Genomic DNA, 16,306 nt, shown 5'->3' with positions numbered 1-16,306 from the left:
TGCCTTGAGGTCCCTGAGCACCGGTAGGTCCGGTAGGCCCTCTGCCGAACGAAGCTGAATTAACTAGGGTGCTTTGTAGTGCGGCTATTAGTTTAAGAAGTTCTTGGAGTGTGCAAGGGTCAATTCGGAATAGTTTTGTAATGTATAGTAAGTAATTAATTAGGACTTGAAGTTCAATAAATACAGCACTTGCTACGAAGGTCGGATTTTTTAATATAGTTATTAAGTTTTTGATAATGGCTAATCCTTGTGCTTTCAGAGCGGAAGTAGTGTCTAGTGAACAGATGAATTTGCTTAGTAGCTGCAATGTATCTATTAGATCCTCTATGTTTTTGGGGGATGGATTGGCGAAAAGTTTAGGGATTATTTTTATTAAATCGTTAATGATTGCGCGGAATGTTCTAATTTGCGCTTTAGTAATTGGAATCGTTGGGGTAGTTGGAATTCGTCCAGCACTAGTTGGAAAGCATGGATTGGAGTATTTATTCTGATTGTCGTTAAAGCGAGACATTAAATCTCTCCTTTCTAATAAAAATGTGAACAAAACTCATCATAGTAGATGCAGGGAATAGTTAAATGGTCATAGTAAAATTGATTGTTTCGAGAAAAAATAAAAAAACGCCTTATTATAGGGCGTTTTTTTTATTTTCAGCATATTGATAATATCGTTTTAGTGAAATTTTTGATTTGAAGCCAATTAATTTTATGATCTCTGGCTCTGGGGTTTGTTTTTTTATTAGGCGTAAAATAAACGTGTTCCGGAAATGTTGTCCAGAAATGCCTTTACGTAAATTCGCTCTTGCTACTTCAAGTCGGATCATTTTTTGAATGGCGATTTCTGTTAGTGCTTTTGGTGCGTCATTTTCATATACCCATCTGTAAGTTCCGCGGTTAAAATCGAATGCAACAAACAATGGATCATTACTATGGTATTTAGGACGAACTGGTTCTGGAATACTTTTATAATATGTGTACAGTTGTTTTTTGTCTTCGGTTGCTAATGTGATTGTTCTTTCTACTCCTGCGGTTGCTGGAATAGAAAGTGTATTAGTTTCAAAATGAACGTGATGCATAGTTAATGCTGTAAGTTCCTGTAAGGATAGTCCGTAGTCGATTAATAGACTTAAAATGGCGACATTACGATCTATTAGTAATGGACGAACAGGACGTTGTTTTTCTGAAAGTCCTTCTAATGAAGTGACTATATGCTTTAATCTTTTTTCTTCATCGGATGAAATGAAATCTTCATTACGCAATGCGCGGTTTGGCTGAATAGTAATTTCCATATTCTTCAATGGATTTGGAATGTTAAGAAAATGATGCATTCTATTTAATACAATAAATACACGATGCATTGTTTTCTCAGAGTAGTGTCGATTCTTTTTTAAGTCTGAAAAGTAATCTTCATAGTCTTTTGTACAAAGTGTTGCCCATATATTACTGGAAGGGAGCTTTTTGTTTTTTTCTAACCAATGTCCAAAATCTTCAATGTCATAAACATAACGTTTAATGGTTGAAGACTTTCGGCCTTTATTCAATAAAAAAATAGAAAAGGCTTGTATTGTATCATGGAATTCCGTTGTTTCCATAGTCCCACCACCTTAATTATTTCTTTATATTATAGCAAACTTTTCTGAAAATAGGCATTTGCAAGAGGGACTGGAATAATAATATTTGGTGAGTGGATAAAGTGAAACTTTAATCAGTGGGGATTTTGTTCATCCCCCGCTGATTATTGGTTGAACCAATCGGGCATTTACGGGCAGTTATCTCCCGCCTAATTTCCTCGTATTTGCTGAATTTTGAGGTGGGAGTCTTACTGCCCGTAAATAGCGGGATAAAATGAGGTGATTGTATGGAACAATCGATGCGTAAGAAAAATAACAATCAAATTAATATTGTATTAAACCATCGAAAGAAAATTTCGTTACCGGCATCAGAAAATAAAACGGTAATTTCAAGTGAAACCACTACTAAACATGAGATGTTGCAGAGAATTGAAGAAGAGATGGGGAAACTTGTTGGGATGGATGATATAAAAAAGATAATAAAAGAAATTTATGCTTGGATTTATGTAAATAAAAAAAGGCAAGAGGTGGGGTTGAAGTCTGAGAAGCAAGTGCTTCACATGTTATTTAGGGGGAATCCTGGTACTGGGAAGACAACCGTTGCTAGAATGATAGGGAAATTGTTGTTTGAGATGAATATTTTATCGAAGGGGCATTTAGTTGAAGCTGAACGTGCTGATCTTGTAGGTGAGTATATCGGTCATACAGCGCAAAAAACAAGAGATTTAATAAAAAAGGCCATGGGAGGTATTTTGTTTATTGATGAGGCATATTCTTTAGCGCGGGGTGGAGAGAAGGATTTTGGAAAGGAAGCTATTGATACACTTGTGAAGCATATGGAAGATAAGCAACACGGTTTTGTATTAATTTTGGCTGGGTATTCAAGAGAGATGAATCATTTTCTTTCATTAAATCCAGGATTACAATCTCGTTTTCCGTTTATTATTGAATTTGCGGATTACTCGGTAAATCAGTTGTTGGAAATTGGAAAGAGAATGTATGAAGAGCGTGAATATCAGTTGTCGAAAGAAGCAGAGTGGAAATTTAGAGATCATTTACACGCGGTAAAGTATTCGTCACAAATTACATCGTTTAGTAATGGGCGATACGTACGGAATATTGTTGAAAAGTCAATTCGCACACAAGCTATGCGATTGTTACAAGAGGATACGTATGATAAATATGATTTAATTGGGATATCAAGTATGGATTTGATGCTTGAAGAGGAGACGCACAGTACGTAAACTGTGCGTCTGTTTTTTGATGTATAAGTACGTTATTCTTTTTTCGCTTTTTCTTGGTAAGATTTATGGAAGCGTTCCATTTTAGCGCTTTTTTCGTGTGCTGAATTAGGATCGTGTGTAATTTGGTCTACTGAGCTTTTTTGAGCACCTTTATTAACATGGTTTGTCATTTGTATTCACCTCGCTTTAAAAATTAGTATAAACATTATGTGAAGAAAAACTCGTTAGAAAAGAAAAACCTCTTTACGATATGTAAAGAGGTTAGAGTGCTATTTATGCAATGAACGTTCCTTTGTATCGATACGTCTATGCGGTAAATGCCATTTGTAATGAATAGAAATCATGCGGAAGCAAACAATTAAAATGAATAAGGTGTATAGAGCCCAATCGCTAACGATAATTTTAGCGCCAATTAAGAAACCTGCTAAAATCGTCCAAAACGCATATACGTCAGCTCGGAGGACAAGGGGTTTTCTGCGAGCTAGAAGGTCGCGAATAATACCGCCGCCGATGCCTGTTAAAACAGCAGCTACGATTGTAGCGCTAATTGGTAAATCTAGTTTTTGAGCATATAGTGCTCCTTGTACAGCGAATGCTGATAAACCGATGGCGTCCGTGATGTTTTCCCACTTTTTCCAATGTCTAATTAATTTATTTGGAAAAAGAAAAATAATCGTCATTGATAATAGTGCGATTTGGAATAACATGTCTTGTTGCCAAAATGCGACGATTGGATAGCCGATTAATAAATTACGAAGGGCACCTCCCCCAAATGCGGTTGCCATTCCTAAAATATATACCCCGAAAATATCATAATCTTCTTCCATTGCAACAATGGCTCCGCTTAGTGCGAAGGCGATTGTGCCTATGATGCTAAAAATCTCCCATGCCATGAATTTTCTCCCCCGCTAACTAGATGAAATATGCTTCCTCTGCTATTATATTAGAAGGTTTAAATTTCGAAAAGGATGAGTGAACATATTTGATGGAAGAAAAAGAAAAAGTCATATTAGTTGGCTGTCAATTGTCGCAAGATGATGATGAAAAATTTATGCATTCCATGAAAGAGCTTGTATCGCTAGCAAAGACTGCGCGAGCGGAAGTGTTAGTATCAACGACGCAAAAGCGCCCGAAGTTTCATCCTGCGACTTATATAGGAAAAGGTAAACTGGAAGAGCTTACGCTGTTAGTTGAAGAATTAGAACCAGCTGTTATTATTTTTAACAACGAGTTAACACCAAGCCAAATTCGGAATTTATCTTCAGTATTAGATGCGAGAGTGATTGACCGAACGCAGTTAATACTAGATATCTTTGCGCAACGTGCGAAATCGAGAGAGGGTAAGCTTCAAGTAGAGTTAGCTCAGTTGCAATATACAATGCCGCGCCTTATGGGGCAAGGTTTGTCTTTATCGCGTCTTGGTGGTGGAATTGGTACAAGAGGACCGGGAGAGACGAAGCTTGAAACGGACCGTCGTCATATTCGATCACGTATTGATGAAATAAAGAAGCAACTTGCGGTTGTTGTAGAACATCGAAAAAGATATCGTGAGAGAAGAAAAGATAATAAAGTGTTTCAAGTTTCGTTAATTGGGTATACAAATGCGGGGAAATCTACTTTGTTTAATAGATTAACGGAAGCTGATACGTTTGAAGAAAACTTATTGTTTGCAACGCTAGATCCGACGACAAGAAAGATGCCGTTACCTTCTGGTTATACAGTGCTTTTGACTGATACGGTTGGTTTTATACAAGATTTACCTACGTCACTAATCGCTGCTTTTCGATCTACGTTAGAAGAAGCTGGTGAAGCGGATGTTATTTTACATGTTGTTGATTCGGCAGATCCTAATTATGTAGGGCATGAGCAGACGGTAAAACAATTATTGTCAGACCTTGAAATAAATCATATTCCTATTATTACGTTATATAATAAAAAAGATAGATTGCATCAAAATTTCATTCCGTTTCCGAAAAGTGATTTCTTAATGACTAGTGCGTTTGAAGAAAGTGATTTATTACGTGTAAAAGAAGCGATAGAAACGAAGATGAAGGAAGAAATGGAAGTTTATAAAGTGATGATTCCTCCTAGTGAAGGTAGATTGTTAACGCTTTTGAAGACGGAAACGCTATTAACGAAAATGGAGTTTCTAGAAGATGAATTTGTATATGAGTGTACAGGGTATATATTTGCTCATTCATCGCTTAATGGACAATTAAAGAGATTTTTAGTGGAAGAAGGAGAAAATAATAATGTTTGATCGTTTGAAAAATGGAGAAAAAATGGCTCCAATCGTAAAAGAAGTGGAAAGTCAAATTACAGAAGTGCATAAACGTGTGGATGAAGTGATTGAGAGTAATCAATTTCGTGTGCTAGAAAGCTTTCGTAAACATAAAATTAGCGATTCGCATTTTATTCCGACGACAGGTTATGGCTATGATGATATTGGTCGTGACACGTTAGAGAAAGTGTATGCTGATGTATTTGGGGCAGAAGCGGGTCTTGTTCGTCCGCAAATTATTTCAGGTACTCACGCAATTTCAACAGCTTTATTCGGTATTTTACGTCCGGGAGATGAGTTACTATACATAACGGGGAAACCGTATGATACGTTAGAGGAAATCGTTGGTGTGCGCGGAAAAGGTGTAGGCTCATTTAAAGAATATAATATTGGTTATAACGCAGTTCCGTTAACTGAAGGGGGAATTGTGGACTTTGAAGCTGTTGCAGCTGCGATCCGTAGTAACACGAAGATGATTGGTATTCAACGTTCAAAAGGATATGCTACTCGTCCGTCGTTTACAGTTTCACAAATTAAAGAGATGATCGCGTTTGTTAAAGAAATTAAACCTGATGTTGTTGTATTTGTAGATAACTGCTATGGCGAATTTATTGAAGAAAAAGAGCCATGTCATGTTGGTGCGGACTTAATGGCAGGTTCTCTTATTAAGAATCCTGGCGGGGGAATTGTTAAAACGGGTGGTTACATTGTCGGTAAAGAACAGTATGTTGAAGCGTGTGCATATCGTCTAACATCTCCGGGGATTGGTGCGGAAGCAGGGGCATCTTTATACAGTCTGCAAGAAATGTATCAAGGTTTCTTCTTAGCGCCGCATGTTGCGGGGCAAGCGCTGAAAGGTGCGATTTTTACAGCGGCATTTTTAGAAAAGTTAGGAATGAATACATCACCAGCGTGGGATGCGTCAAGAACAGATTTAATTCAGTCTGTTCAATTTGATGATAAAGATCGTATGATTGCGTTCTGTCAAGCGATTCAATATGCATCTCCAATTAATTCTCATTTCACGCCGTATGCAAACTATATGCCAGGTTATGAAGATGATGTAATTATGGCTGCAGGGACGTTTATTCAAGGTGCAAGTATCGAATTGTCAGCTGATGGCCCAATTCGTCCACCTTATGTTGCTTATGTACAAGGTGGATTAACTTATTCGCATGTAAAAATTGCGATTTGTTCTGCGATTGATGCGTTAATTGAAAAGAATCTGTTAACCATTTCTTAAAGGGAAGCTGTCGATTTCGGCAGCTTTTTTTCGTGTGAAAGTAAGGATTTGGCCGTTAGAAAAAAGAATGAAAAAATTTATAAAAAAATCATGTAAGAAAAGCTAACATCTATTGACACTAAACATAACATGGTATAAAATGAGAAACAGTTAAGGCGAAGGAGGAACTGAAACGATGAAAGAAGATAGACGTTCTGCCCCGCTGTTTCCTATTGGTATAGTAATGGATTTAACACAATTATCTGCACGTCAAATTCGCTACTATGAAGAGCATAATCTTGTTTCACCAACCCGTACAAAGGGGAATCGTAGATTATTTTCATTTAACGATGTAGATAAGTTGTTAGAGATTAAAGATTTATTAGATCAAGGCTTAAATATGGCTGGTATTAAACAAGTGTTACTAATGAAAGAAAATCAAACAGAAGCAGTGAAAGTAAAAGAAGAAACGAAAGAAATCTCAAAAACTGAGCTTCGCAAAATACTTCGAGATGAACTACAACATACAGGTAGATTTAATCGAACTTCATTGCGACAAGGTGACATTTCAAGGTTTTTTCACTAAAGATAACTGATTCTGAAGGTGTTTAGAGGGACTAAGGAGGAATTTATAATGGCTAGGTACACAAGAGAAGATATTTTCCGTTTGGCGAAAGAAGAGAATGTAAAGTATATCCGCTTACAATTCACAGACCTTTTAGGAGTAATTAAAAACGTAGAAATTCCAGTGAGCCAATTAACAAAGGCTCTTGATAACAAAATGATGTTTGATGGATCTTCTATTGAAGGTTTTGTACGTATTGAAGAATCTGATATGTATTTATATCCGGATTTAGATACTTGGGTAATTTTCCCTTGGACAGCTGAAAAAGGTAAAGTAGCTCGTTTAATCTGTGATATTTACAATGCCGATGGTACTCCATTTGATGGCGATCCACGTAACAACTTAAAGCGTGTGTTAAAAGAAATGGAAGCATTAGGATTCTCAGATTTCAATCTTGGACCAGAGCCAGAATTTTTCCTATTTAAAGTTGATGAAAAAGGAAATCCAACATTAGAATTAAACGATAACGGTGGATACTTCGACCTTGCACCGATGGATTTAGGGGAAAACTGTCGTCGTGATATCGTTCTTGAACTTGAAGAAATGGGCTTTGAAATTGAAGCATCTCACCATGAGGTTGCTCCAGGGCAACACGAAATTGACTTTAAATATGCAAATGCAATTCGCTCATGTGATGACATTCAAACATTCAAACTTGTTGTAAAAACAATTGCTCGTAAACATGGTTTACATGCAACATTTATGCCGAAACCATTATACGGTGTAAACGGTTCAGGTATGCACTGTAACTTATCATTATTTAAAAATGGTGAGAACGTATTCTTTGATCAAAACGGTGATTTACAATTAAGTGATGATGCTCGTCACTTCATCGCAGGTATTTTAAAACATGCACCAGCATTTACAGCGGTAGCAAACCCAACTGTAAACTCTTACAAACGTTTAGTACCTGGATATGAAGCTCCTTGTTACGTAGCATGGTCTGCACAAAACCGTAGCCCGTTAGTACGTATCCCTGCATCTCGTGGTATTAGTACACGCGTAGAAGTACGTAGTGTTGACCCAGCTGCAAACCCGTATTTAGTAATGGCTACATTATTAGCAGCAGGTCTTGACGGAATTAAAAACAAATTAACTCCACCAGCTGCAGTAGACCGTAACATCTACGTAATGACAAAAGAAGAGCGTGAAGAAGCAGGTATCGTTGATTTACCAGCAACATTAGCGCAAGCATTAGTTACTTTACAATCTAATGAAATCGTATGTGGCGCATTAGGTGATCATTTACTTGAGCACTTCATCGAAGCGAAAGAGATTGAGTGGGATATCTTTAGAACTCAAGTTCACCAATGGGAACGCGATCAATATATGTCTCTATACTAAGAGAGAAAAAAGCCCTAATACTACGGTATTAGGGCTTTTTCGTCATTTATCTACAGTGAAAAAACACGAATATTGTCGTAATTTTTTTAGTGTCATCAGGAAGTAATTTGGTGAAAATAATTTGTGTTGACTCGTTCTGTATAAAGAACTAAAATGGCATTAACTAGGGATGTTTGTATATTTAAAATAATAAAAATATTATTTCACTTGAGTTTTTAATGCTAATTTCAAGCTCATTGGTATTAAATGAGGAGGAGAAGTAATGAATAAGGAAATAAATTTAAAAAATCTATTTAATGTAATATGGAGAAGGTTGTGGATACTACTATTGTTTACGACTCTCACAACGGTAGGAGGGGCCATGTATAGTATGTATATGAAAACGCCTTTGTATGCCTCCTCAGCAAGGGTTATTGTTCAAGCTAACGCTGAAACGATGAATACATTGAAAGCGATGGTAAATGAGCCTGTAATATTAGAAAAAGTAGCTACTGAATTGAAAATTAACAGATCTGCAGGTGCATTAAGTGGGCAAATAAGTGCAGAAAGTGTACAAGGCTCCCAGATTATGAAGATAAATGTAGTGGATATGGATCCTGTGCTTGCGCATAAAATTGCAAATACTACAGCGGCTGTTTATAAGCAAGAAGTAGCGAATATACTGAATTTTAATAATGTGAGTATATTACCAGAGGATCCAGTTCAAAAATATTCGATGCCTATAAATATAAATCACTTTAAGACGATACTAATTGCGTTCACTTTAGGTATGGTGCTCAGTATCGGTTTTATTTTTTTATTGGATTCACTTGATGAGAGAATCAAATCAGAACGACGAATTGAACAATTGTTAGATATCCCTGTTTTGGGTGGAATTTCTAAAATGAATAAGAAGAATACGAAAGATAAATTTAGTGAAAAAAATACAGTGTTATTGGGGGAGGGAACGGAGTGGCATACAAAAATAGACGGAAAACAAATAAAGTTAAAGGAGAAAGTATAATTGTACATACCGCTCCAAGATCAAAAATTTCGGAGCAGTATCGTTCGCTTCGAACAAACATTCAATTATCTTCGTCTATTCATAAAAGCAGAACGATAGTTATTACTTCTCCGAGGTACGGTGAAGGAAAATCAACGATTACAGTAAATTTAGCAGTCTCAATAGCACAAAAAGGTGAAAAAGTATTGGTAATAGATGCGAATTTACGAACACCAACGATTCATGAAATATTTGGAGTAGAAAATACAATTGGATTAACTGACATATTGAACGGAACAACAAATCTAGAAGGTGTTGTGAAAAAAACGGAGATGGAAAGTCTTGATGTATTAACTAGCGGTCCAGTACCATTCAATCCATCTGAAATACTTAGTTCCGATGCGATGGACATGTTAATTCAAAAGGCAATGGGACGGTATGATACCATATTATTTGATTCTTCACCTGTATTAGAAGTGACGGATACGAGTGTATTGGCTGATAAGTGTGAAGGTATATTATTGGTGATACGTTATAATCATACTGTGAATGAAGATGCGCTTGAAACGAAAAGGGCGTTAAGTTTTACGAAAAGTAGGATATTAGGTGCGATTTTGAATGGAAAAGTATGAATAACATAAATGTACTTTAGAAAAACAAATTTAATATTCGTATATTAAGGTGTTCTTTATAAAGAATTTTTTAAAGGGCTACGATGTGGTGATGTCTCCTTACCGCTATCAACGGAGGCACTCGATTATGCTGTGGGTTGTGAAAACAACCTTAGATGCGAGTCATCAAGAGTGTAATGTGAGGGAGGGTTAGATGCCCATTTTTATTAAAGTTTGTAGCTATGTGCTTTTCGTAAAGAGAGTATAGTTAGAAATTTTAATTTTGAAATAAATTAGGAAGAGTTATGTAAGGAATTGATTAAAGGAGGAAGTAATATGACATATCGACGGAGGATATCGTTATTGCTTTTAATGGATTCACTGATTGTATTAGGTGCTATTTTTTTTAGTTATTTCTTTGTAAATGCTAGCTTCAGTGTTATTACTTTATCATCAGTTATTAGCTCTATCACTTTATTATTAAGTCATCATTTGTTTGCTTTTGTTTATAAGTTATACAAAAAAGCTTGGGAATACGCAAGTATAGGTGAATTACTCATTATATGCAAAGTTGTTACATTTTCTATCATCACTACAGCGGTTGTGCAACAAATAATAATGCAAAAAATGTATTTTCGATTGTTAGTTGTAACTTGGATGATTCATATTTTATTAATTGGTGGTTCGCGTTTTATTTGGAGAATGTATAGAGATACTTATTATGTGAAAAATGGTGACAAAAAAAGAACTTTAATTGTTGGTGCTGGTTCAGCTGGGACAATGGTTGCAAGACAGTTGTTAAAGAATAGTGCTGCCGAATTAATGCCAGTTGCATTTATTGATGATAATGTGAAAAAACATAACCTTGATATTTGGGGGATTCCAGTAATTGGTGGTATGAATCAAATCGAGTACGTTGTCAGAAAACTGAATATTGAAATTATTATTTTGGCAATTCCTTCGCTAAACAAAAGTGATCGAAATGCTATTTTAAAAGAATGCTTAAAAACACAAGTGAAAACTCAAATTCTTCCGATGTTAGAAGATTTAGTAACAGGTAAAGTTTCGGTGAATGAATTCAGGGATGTTCAAGTAGAAGATTTATTAGGGCGTGATCCAGTTGAGCTTGATGTGGATATTATTTCAGATTATATAACGGATAAAGTTATTTTAGTTACTGGTGCAGGTGGCTCAATTGGTTCGGAAATTTGTAGACAGGTTGCAAAATTCAGGCCGAAAAAGTTGATTTTACTAGGGCATGGGGAAAACAGTATATATTCTATAGAAATGGAATTAAACGAAAAATATGGAGATATGAAAGGCACGTTTATTCCTGAAATCGCAGATATACAAGATGAAAAGAAGATGAATTTAATTATGAGTAAACATCTTCCAAATGTCGTATATCATGCAGCTGCACATAAACATGTACCACTAATGGAGAATAACCCTGAAGAGGCTGTTAAAAATAATTTGATTGGGACTATGAATATAGCAGAGGCAGCGAGAGCACATGGAGTGGGAACATTTGTCATGATTTCTTCGGATAAAGCAGTGAATCCGACAAGTGTTATGGGAGCAACGAAAAAATTGGCGGAGATGGTTATTCAAAATAAGGATAAATTAAGTCATACAAAATTTGTTACTGTACGCTTTGGGAATGTCTTAGGAAGTAGAGGGAGTGTTATACCTTTATTTAAGAATCAAATTCAAAATGGTGGACCAGTTACAGTTACTCATCCTGATATGGTCCGGTATTTTATGACAATTCCGGAAGCATCAAGACTCGTAGTGCAAGCTGGTGCTTTAGCTAAAGGGGGAGAGATTTTTGTATTGGACATGGGAGAACCAGTAAAAATTGTCGATCTTGCCAAAAATCTAATTCGATTATCAGGAAATTCTGTAGATGAAATAGGAATAGAATTTACTGGTATACGTCCAGGGGAGAAACTTTTTGAAGAATTACTAAAAGAAGATGAAATGAATGAGAAGCAAATTCATCCGAGAATTTACGTAGGACAAGAAATGAATGTTCATATAGAAGAGATAGAAGAATTCGTTTCTATATATATAAATTTGAATGAAGCGGAATTGCGAGATGAATTATTAGATTTAGTTAATCATCGCAAACCTTTAAAATTGTTAATTCCAGTATCAGGATAATAGTGCGTGAGCTTAATAAGAATAAAATAAGACGGGTGCGTGGGAATGATGTCTAAAAAAGTTCTGTTTTGTGCAACTGTGGATTATCATTTTAAGGCTTTTCATTTACCATATTTAAAATGGTTTGCAGATCAAGGATGGGAAGTACATGTTGCAGCGAATGGGAATATACATCTTCCGTACGTAACTCAAAAATATAATATTCCTATTCAAAGATCACCTCTTAGCATACAAAACCTTCATGCATATAAAAAACTAAAATCAATTATTCATCAAAATAAATATAAAATCATTCATTGTCATACACCTATGGGAGGAGTCATTGCTCGTCTAGCTGCTCGGAAAGCACGGAGGGAAGGGACGAAAGTAATATATACGGCGCATGGATTTCACTTTTGTAAAGGATCGCCGTTTATAAATTGGCTTTTATACTATCCAATCGAAAGAAGTTTAGCTACTACTACAGATTGTCTCATAACAATTAATCAGGAAGATTACAATTTAGCAGTAAGACATCGATTTCAGGTGAAAAATATTAAATTCGTTCATGGTGTAGGAGTGGATATAGAACGATATATTCCTGTTACTGAAAGTGAAAAGGAACAATTAAGACTTAAAAATGGTTATAAGTCTAAAGATTTTTTAATGTTTTATGCTGCTGAATTTAATAAAAATAAAAATCAAAGTTTTTTAATCCATGTATTAGCACAATTGAAAAATGAAATTCCACATGCAAAGCTTTTGCTTGCTGGAGAAGGGCCGTTAATGGAAGAGTGCAAAAAACTAGCTACTCAACTAGGGGTGAGTAACATGGTTCATTTTCTTGGTTATAGAAGTGATATTGATTCTTTACTACAAATGTGTGACATTGCAGTTGCATCCAGTTATCGGGAAGGCTTGCCAGTTAATATAATGGAAGCTATGGCTTGTGGACTTCCGGTTGTAGCTACTGATAACCGGGGACATAGGGAATTGATTATTAATAATAAGAATGGTTGGATTGTAGATCGTGATGATATAAACGCAATGGCTGACAGGATAAAGCGTATTTCTATAAATCCTAAAGTATTAGATCAGATGGGGCAGTATGGATGTACTATTATTAAAAATCAATACTCAGTAAATGAAGTGTTAAAAGAGAAACAAGAAATTTATACAACATTCATGGGTGAAATGGAGGAGTTAAGGTGGGTACTCCATTAAGAGTATTACACGTAGTAGTAAATATGAATAGAGGCGGCGCCGAAACGCTAATTATGAATTTATATCGCAATATAAATCGTTCCAAAGTTCAATTTGATTTTTTAACATGTAAAGAAGGAGTGTTTGATGAAGAAATAGTAAAGTTAGGCGGGGAAATTCATAGAATTCCATATGTTACGGATGTTGGTCATAGAGGCTATATAAAAGCACTGGATACTTTCTTTACCTCTCATCAAGAATATAGAATTGTACATTCGCACATGGATAAAATGAGCGGATTTGTACTTCGTTCAGCTAAAAAAGCAAGGGTGCCAGTTAGGATTGCGCATAGTCATAATACTAGTAGTGAAGGTAGTACAGCTGCAAAAATTTATAAATGGTATGCAGGAAAATCTATAGCCACATGTGCAACACATTTGCTAGCATGTTCAAATGCTGCTGCGAGGTGGCTATTTGCGAGTAAAGCTGATGTAGCTAGAATCTTAAAAAATGGAATTGATTGTGATAGATTTTTGTTCTGTCCAGAAATGAGAAAACAAGTAAGAGAAGAATTCCAACTTGAGCAAGATGCTATTGTTATTGGTCATGTTGGAAGGTTCGCTCATCAAAAAAATCATACCTACCTTATAGAAGTATTCGCGCAGTTAACTCGACTTAGGCCGAATTCAATGCTTTTATTAGCTGGAGAAGGTCCACTTCGTGTGGAAATTGAAAATCAAGTAAGGGAATTGAATTTGGAGAAGCATATAAGATTTCTTGGGGTACGAGCCGATATAGAAAGGATACTTCAAGCATTTGATGTATTTGTTTTCCCATCTATACATGAGGGATTGCCACTTACTCTCATAGAGGCGCAAGGGGTTGGTTTACCTTGTATTATATCGGAGGCAATTACGAAAGAAGTGGACTTGGGGATGAATCTAGTTGAGCATGTTCCTTTAACAGATAAAATGGCTTGGATAGAAAAAATGAAAAATATAGAAATTAGTAATTTTCCGAGGAAAATACCAGCCCAAGTATTTTTAGAAAAAGGCTACGATATAAAACATACTGCAGAATTAACTCAAGACTATTATTCCGTACTTTCGAGGTGAGTAATTTGGAGAAGTTAACGATTTTCACCCCTACTTATAATAGAGCGTATTGTCTTCAAAATTGTTATGAGAGTTTAAAACGTCAAACATGTAAGGATTTTATATGGTTAATAATAGATGATGGATCTAGTGATAACACAAAAGAATTGGTGGATAGCTGGATAGCTGAAAAACAAATCAAAATTATGTATCATTGGCAACAAAATCAAGGGATGCATGGTGCACATAATACAGCCTATGAAATGATTGATACAGAGTTAAATATTTGTATTGATTCAGATGATTATATGCCAGATGATGCTGTAGAAAAAATCCTTTCTTTTTGGAGTAGCTATGGGAATGATGAAGTTAGTGGAATAATTGGACTGGACTTGTATACAAATGGGCAAATAATTGGCTCAAAGTTACCAGAGAATCTTAAATACTCCACGCTTTTTGATCTTTATAACAAACATGGTGTCACAGGTGATAAAAAACTGGTCTATCGCACACAATTGACTAGGGAATATCCATACCCCATTTTTAAAAATGAAAAATATGTTGGATTAGCATATAAATACTATATGTTAGATCAACAATATGAAATGTTATTAATGAACGAAGCACTTTGTTATGTGGAATATATGGCTGATGGATCATCAATGAATATGCTAAATCAATACCGTAAAAATCCAAGAGGGTTTGCTTTTTATCGCAAGGAGCTTATGAAATTGCCATTTACTAATCGACTATTTAAGTATAGGCAAGCTATACATTATGTATCTAGTAGTTTCATAGCAAGAAATAGGAGGTTTATACAAGAATCGCCATGTAAAGGACTAACACTGTGCGCACTACCATTTGGAGCTATCCTTTATAGTTACATTGCAATGAAAACAAAAATGAAAGTAAACATATAGAGATTTGTTTAGTAAGTAAATGAGAGGGAATAATAATGACTATACTTTGGATGAATCTTGCTATAGTATTCATACTCGCATTTTTTGCAAGGTATTTTGCTATACCGGTGACTAATAGTCTTACATCGATAAAGCCAAATCAGTTTTTAATTTTGATGGCGGCTCTATCTCTTGTATTAGTGTCAGGGCTTAGAACTAATATTGGTGATACTTATTTTTATATGCATGCATATAATGTGACTGAATTTAATTGGGAACATATTCAGAACAATAAAGACAAGGGGTTTTATATTTTTCAAATGATTTTAAAGGGTTACACAGACGATCCGCAAGCTATGGTTTTTATTACAGCGTTGATAACAAATATATTAATTGTACTTACTCTATATAAATATTCAAGGTTAATTGAAATAAGTCTCTATGTGTATATAACGTCTGGGATGTATTTAGTTTCTATGAATGGAATAAGGCAGTATTTAGCTGCTGCGATTATCTTCGCTGCGACTAAATATATTTTCGATGGTAACTGGAAAATGTATATTTTAATAGTTCTTATTGCTTCAACTTTTCATCAAAGTGCGTTAGTACTTATTCCTTTATATTTTTTAATAAGAAGGAGAGCATGGTCAGGGGTAACATTTTTACTTCTTTTTTTAGCTGTACTTATAGTTATAGGGTTCAATCAATTTACAGAGGTTTTATTTAAAGCTATAGAAGATACTCAATATGGCCAATATAAAGAATTTCATGAAGGCGGGGCCAATATACTGAGGGTTGCTGTGGATTCGATGCCGCTTATTCTTGCATACATTGGTAGGGATAGATTGAGAGAGATTTTTCCTAAGTGTGATTATATCGTAAATATGGCTTTACTTGGTACGGTATTTATGTTTATTTCTACACAAAACTGGATTTTTGCCAGATTCTCTATTTATTTTGGATTATACCAATTAATTTTAATTGCATGGGTTATAAAATTATTTACAAAAAAGGATCAAAAATTAATTTATTATAGCATCCTAGTATGCTATTTTATTTATTTTGTTTATGAACACCTCATTACTTTAGGG

The 16,306-nt window shown here is 35.3% G+C and carries 16 protein-coding genes; 12 read left to right on the top strand and 4 right to left on the bottom strand.

The window, feature by feature from the left end; all coding sequences use genetic code 11:
• Together KI356_RS21825 and KI356_RS21820 are read right to left on the bottom strand one after the other, a co-directional pair.
• A partial coding sequence (locus KI356_RS21825) for a collagen-like repeat preface domain-containing protein (RefSeq protein WP_212936433.1) occupies positions 1-511 on the bottom strand: 511 nt, incomplete at its 3' end.
• Positions 512-626: 115 nt separating this feature from the next.
• Positions 627-1,589 carry a tyrosine-type recombinase/integrase gene (locus tag KI356_RS21820; protein WP_212936432.1) on the bottom strand — a complete coding sequence of 321 codons (963 nt, stop codon included), beginning with the start codon at positions 1,587-1,589 and terminating at the stop codon, positions 627-629.
• 266 nt (positions 1,590-1,855) lie between these two features.
• On the opposite strand from KI356_RS21820, the gene spoVK reads away from it, so the two are divergent.
• Positions 1,856-2,812, top strand: a complete 957-nt coding sequence (gene spoVK / locus KI356_RS21815) for a stage V sporulation protein K (protein WP_002111259.1) — start codon at positions 1,856-1,858, stop codon at positions 2,810-2,812.
• 32 nt (positions 2,813-2,844) lie between these two features.
• Here the strand turns inward: spoVK and KI356_RS21810 are convergent, their stop codons facing one another.
• Both KI356_RS21810 and KI356_RS21805 read right to left on the bottom strand, forming a co-directional pair.
• Complete coding sequence (locus KI356_RS21810; protein ID WP_002111258.1) at positions 2,845-2,982, bottom strand: hypothetical protein; 138 nt, start codon at positions 2,980-2,982, stop codon at positions 2,845-2,847.
• A 99-nt stretch (positions 2,983-3,081) separates the two neighbouring features.
• Positions 3,082-3,705, bottom strand: coding sequence for a trimeric intracellular cation channel family protein (locus tag KI356_RS21805; RefSeq protein ID WP_128282495.1), 624 nt, complete (start codon positions 3,703-3,705; stop codon positions 3,082-3,084).
• A 92-nt stretch (positions 3,706-3,797) separates the two neighbouring features.
• Here KI356_RS21805 and hflX point away from each other — a divergent pair, with 92 nt between their 5' ends.
• The 11 genes from hflX to KI356_RS21750 all read left to right on the top strand — a co-directional run.
• Positions 3,798-5,072 (top strand): GTPase HflX, encoded by a 1,275-nt coding sequence (hflX, locus tag KI356_RS21800; protein WP_212936431.1) that lies wholly within the window; start codon positions 3,798-3,800, stop codon positions 5,070-5,072.
• The gene (locus KI356_RS21795; protein ID WP_128282493.1) at positions 5,065-6,336 is read left to right on the top strand and encodes a methionine gamma-lyase family protein; all 1,272 of its coding nucleotides are present in this window, start codon (positions 5,065-5,067) and stop codon (positions 6,334-6,336) included. Before hflX ends, KI356_RS21795 begins: the two co-directional genes overlap by 8 nt.
• 175 nt (positions 6,337-6,511) lie before the next feature.
• A complete protein-coding gene (gene glnR, locus KI356_RS21790; protein WP_000656783.1) occupies positions 6,512-6,901 on the top strand; it encodes a transcriptional repressor GlnR in 390 nt (129 codons plus the stop codon).
• Between the two features lie 48 nt (positions 6,902-6,949).
• Entirely contained in the window at positions 6,950-8,284 is a 1,335-nt protein-coding gene (gene glnA, locus KI356_RS21785; RefSeq protein WP_002121536.1) for a type I glutamate--ammonia ligase, read from the top strand.
• Positions 8,285-8,546: 262 nt separating this feature from the next.
• On the top strand, positions 8,547-9,287 hold the full coding sequence (locus KI356_RS21780; protein ID WP_212936430.1) for a YveK family protein: 741 nt from the start codon (positions 8,547-8,549) through the stop codon (positions 9,285-9,287).
• Positions 9,236-9,898 carry a CpsD/CapB family tyrosine-protein kinase gene (locus KI356_RS21775; RefSeq protein ID WP_212936429.1) on the top strand — a complete coding sequence of 221 codons (663 nt, stop codon included), beginning with the start codon at positions 9,236-9,238 and terminating at the stop codon, positions 9,896-9,898. Before KI356_RS21780 ends, KI356_RS21775 begins: the two co-directional genes overlap by 52 nt.
• A gap of 315 nt (positions 9,899-10,213) precedes the next feature.
• Positions 10,214-12,040 (top strand): polysaccharide biosynthesis protein, encoded by a 1,827-nt coding sequence (locus KI356_RS21770; protein ID WP_212936428.1) that lies wholly within the window; start codon positions 10,214-10,216, stop codon positions 12,038-12,040.
• A 45-nt stretch (positions 12,041-12,085) separates the two neighbouring features.
• Entirely contained in the window at positions 12,086-13,243 is a 1,158-nt protein-coding gene (locus KI356_RS21765) for a glycosyltransferase family 4 protein (protein ID WP_212936427.1), read from the top strand.
• Complete coding sequence (locus KI356_RS21760) at positions 13,228-14,337, top strand: glycosyltransferase family 1 protein (protein ID WP_212936426.1); 1,110 nt, start codon at positions 13,228-13,230, stop codon at positions 14,335-14,337. Before KI356_RS21765 ends, KI356_RS21760 begins: the two co-directional genes overlap by 16 nt.
• Before the next feature lie 5 nt (positions 14,338-14,342).
• Positions 14,343-15,236 carry a glycosyltransferase family 2 protein gene (locus KI356_RS21755; RefSeq protein WP_212936425.1) on the top strand — a complete coding sequence of 298 codons (894 nt, stop codon included), beginning with the start codon at positions 14,343-14,345 and terminating at the stop codon, positions 15,234-15,236.
• 35 nt (positions 15,237-15,271) lie between these two features.
• On the top strand, positions 15,272-16,306 hold a 1,035-nt coding region (locus KI356_RS21750; protein WP_212936424.1), incomplete at its 3' end, for an EpsG family protein.

The organism is Bacillus hominis (assembly GCF_018332515.1).
Classification (GTDB): Bacteria; Bacillota; Bacilli; order Bacillales; family Bacillaceae_G; genus Bacillus_A; species Bacillus_A hominis.
This window is presented reverse-complemented; position numbering and strand designations above follow the sequence as displayed.

Bases quoted from the DNA above. Each gene is read 5' to 3' on its own strand.
- KI356_RS21805 (WP_128282495.1), bottom strand. From the start codon at position 3,705: ATGGCATGGGAGATTTTTAGCATCATAGGCACAATCGCCTTCGCACTA.
- glnA (WP_002121536.1), top strand. From the start codon at position 6,950: ATGGCTAGGTACACAAGAGAAGATATTTTCCGTTTGGCGAAAGAAGAG.
- KI356_RS21770 (WP_212936428.1), top strand. From the start codon at position 10,214: ATGACATATCGACGGAGGATATCGTTATTGCTTTTAATGGATTCACTG.
- glnR (WP_000656783.1), top strand. From the start codon at position 6,512: ATGAAAGAAGATAGACGTTCTGCCCCGCTGTTTCCTATTGGTATAGTA.
- KI356_RS21820 (WP_212936432.1), bottom strand. From the start codon at position 1,589: ATGGAAACAACGGAATTCCATGATACAATACAAGCCTTTTCTATTTTT.
- KI356_RS21780 (WP_212936430.1), top strand. From the start codon at position 8,547: ATGAATAAGGAAATAAATTTAAAAAATCTATTTAATGTAATATGGAGA.
- spoVK (WP_002111259.1), top strand. From the start codon at position 1,856: ATGGAACAATCGATGCGTAAGAAAAATAACAATCAAATTAATATTGTA.
- KI356_RS21810 (WP_002111258.1), bottom strand. From the start codon at position 2,982: ATGACAAACCATGTTAATAAAGGTGCTCAAAAAAGCTCAGTAGACCAA.
- KI356_RS21795 (WP_128282493.1), top strand. From the start codon at position 5,065: ATGTTTGATCGTTTGAAAAATGGAGAAAAAATGGCTCCAATCGTAAAA.
- hflX (WP_212936431.1), top strand. From the start codon at position 3,798: ATGGAAGAAAAAGAAAAAGTCATATTAGTTGGCTGTCAATTGTCGCAA.
- KI356_RS21765 (WP_212936427.1), top strand. From the start codon at position 12,086: ATGATGTCTAAAAAAGTTCTGTTTTGTGCAACTGTGGATTATCATTTT.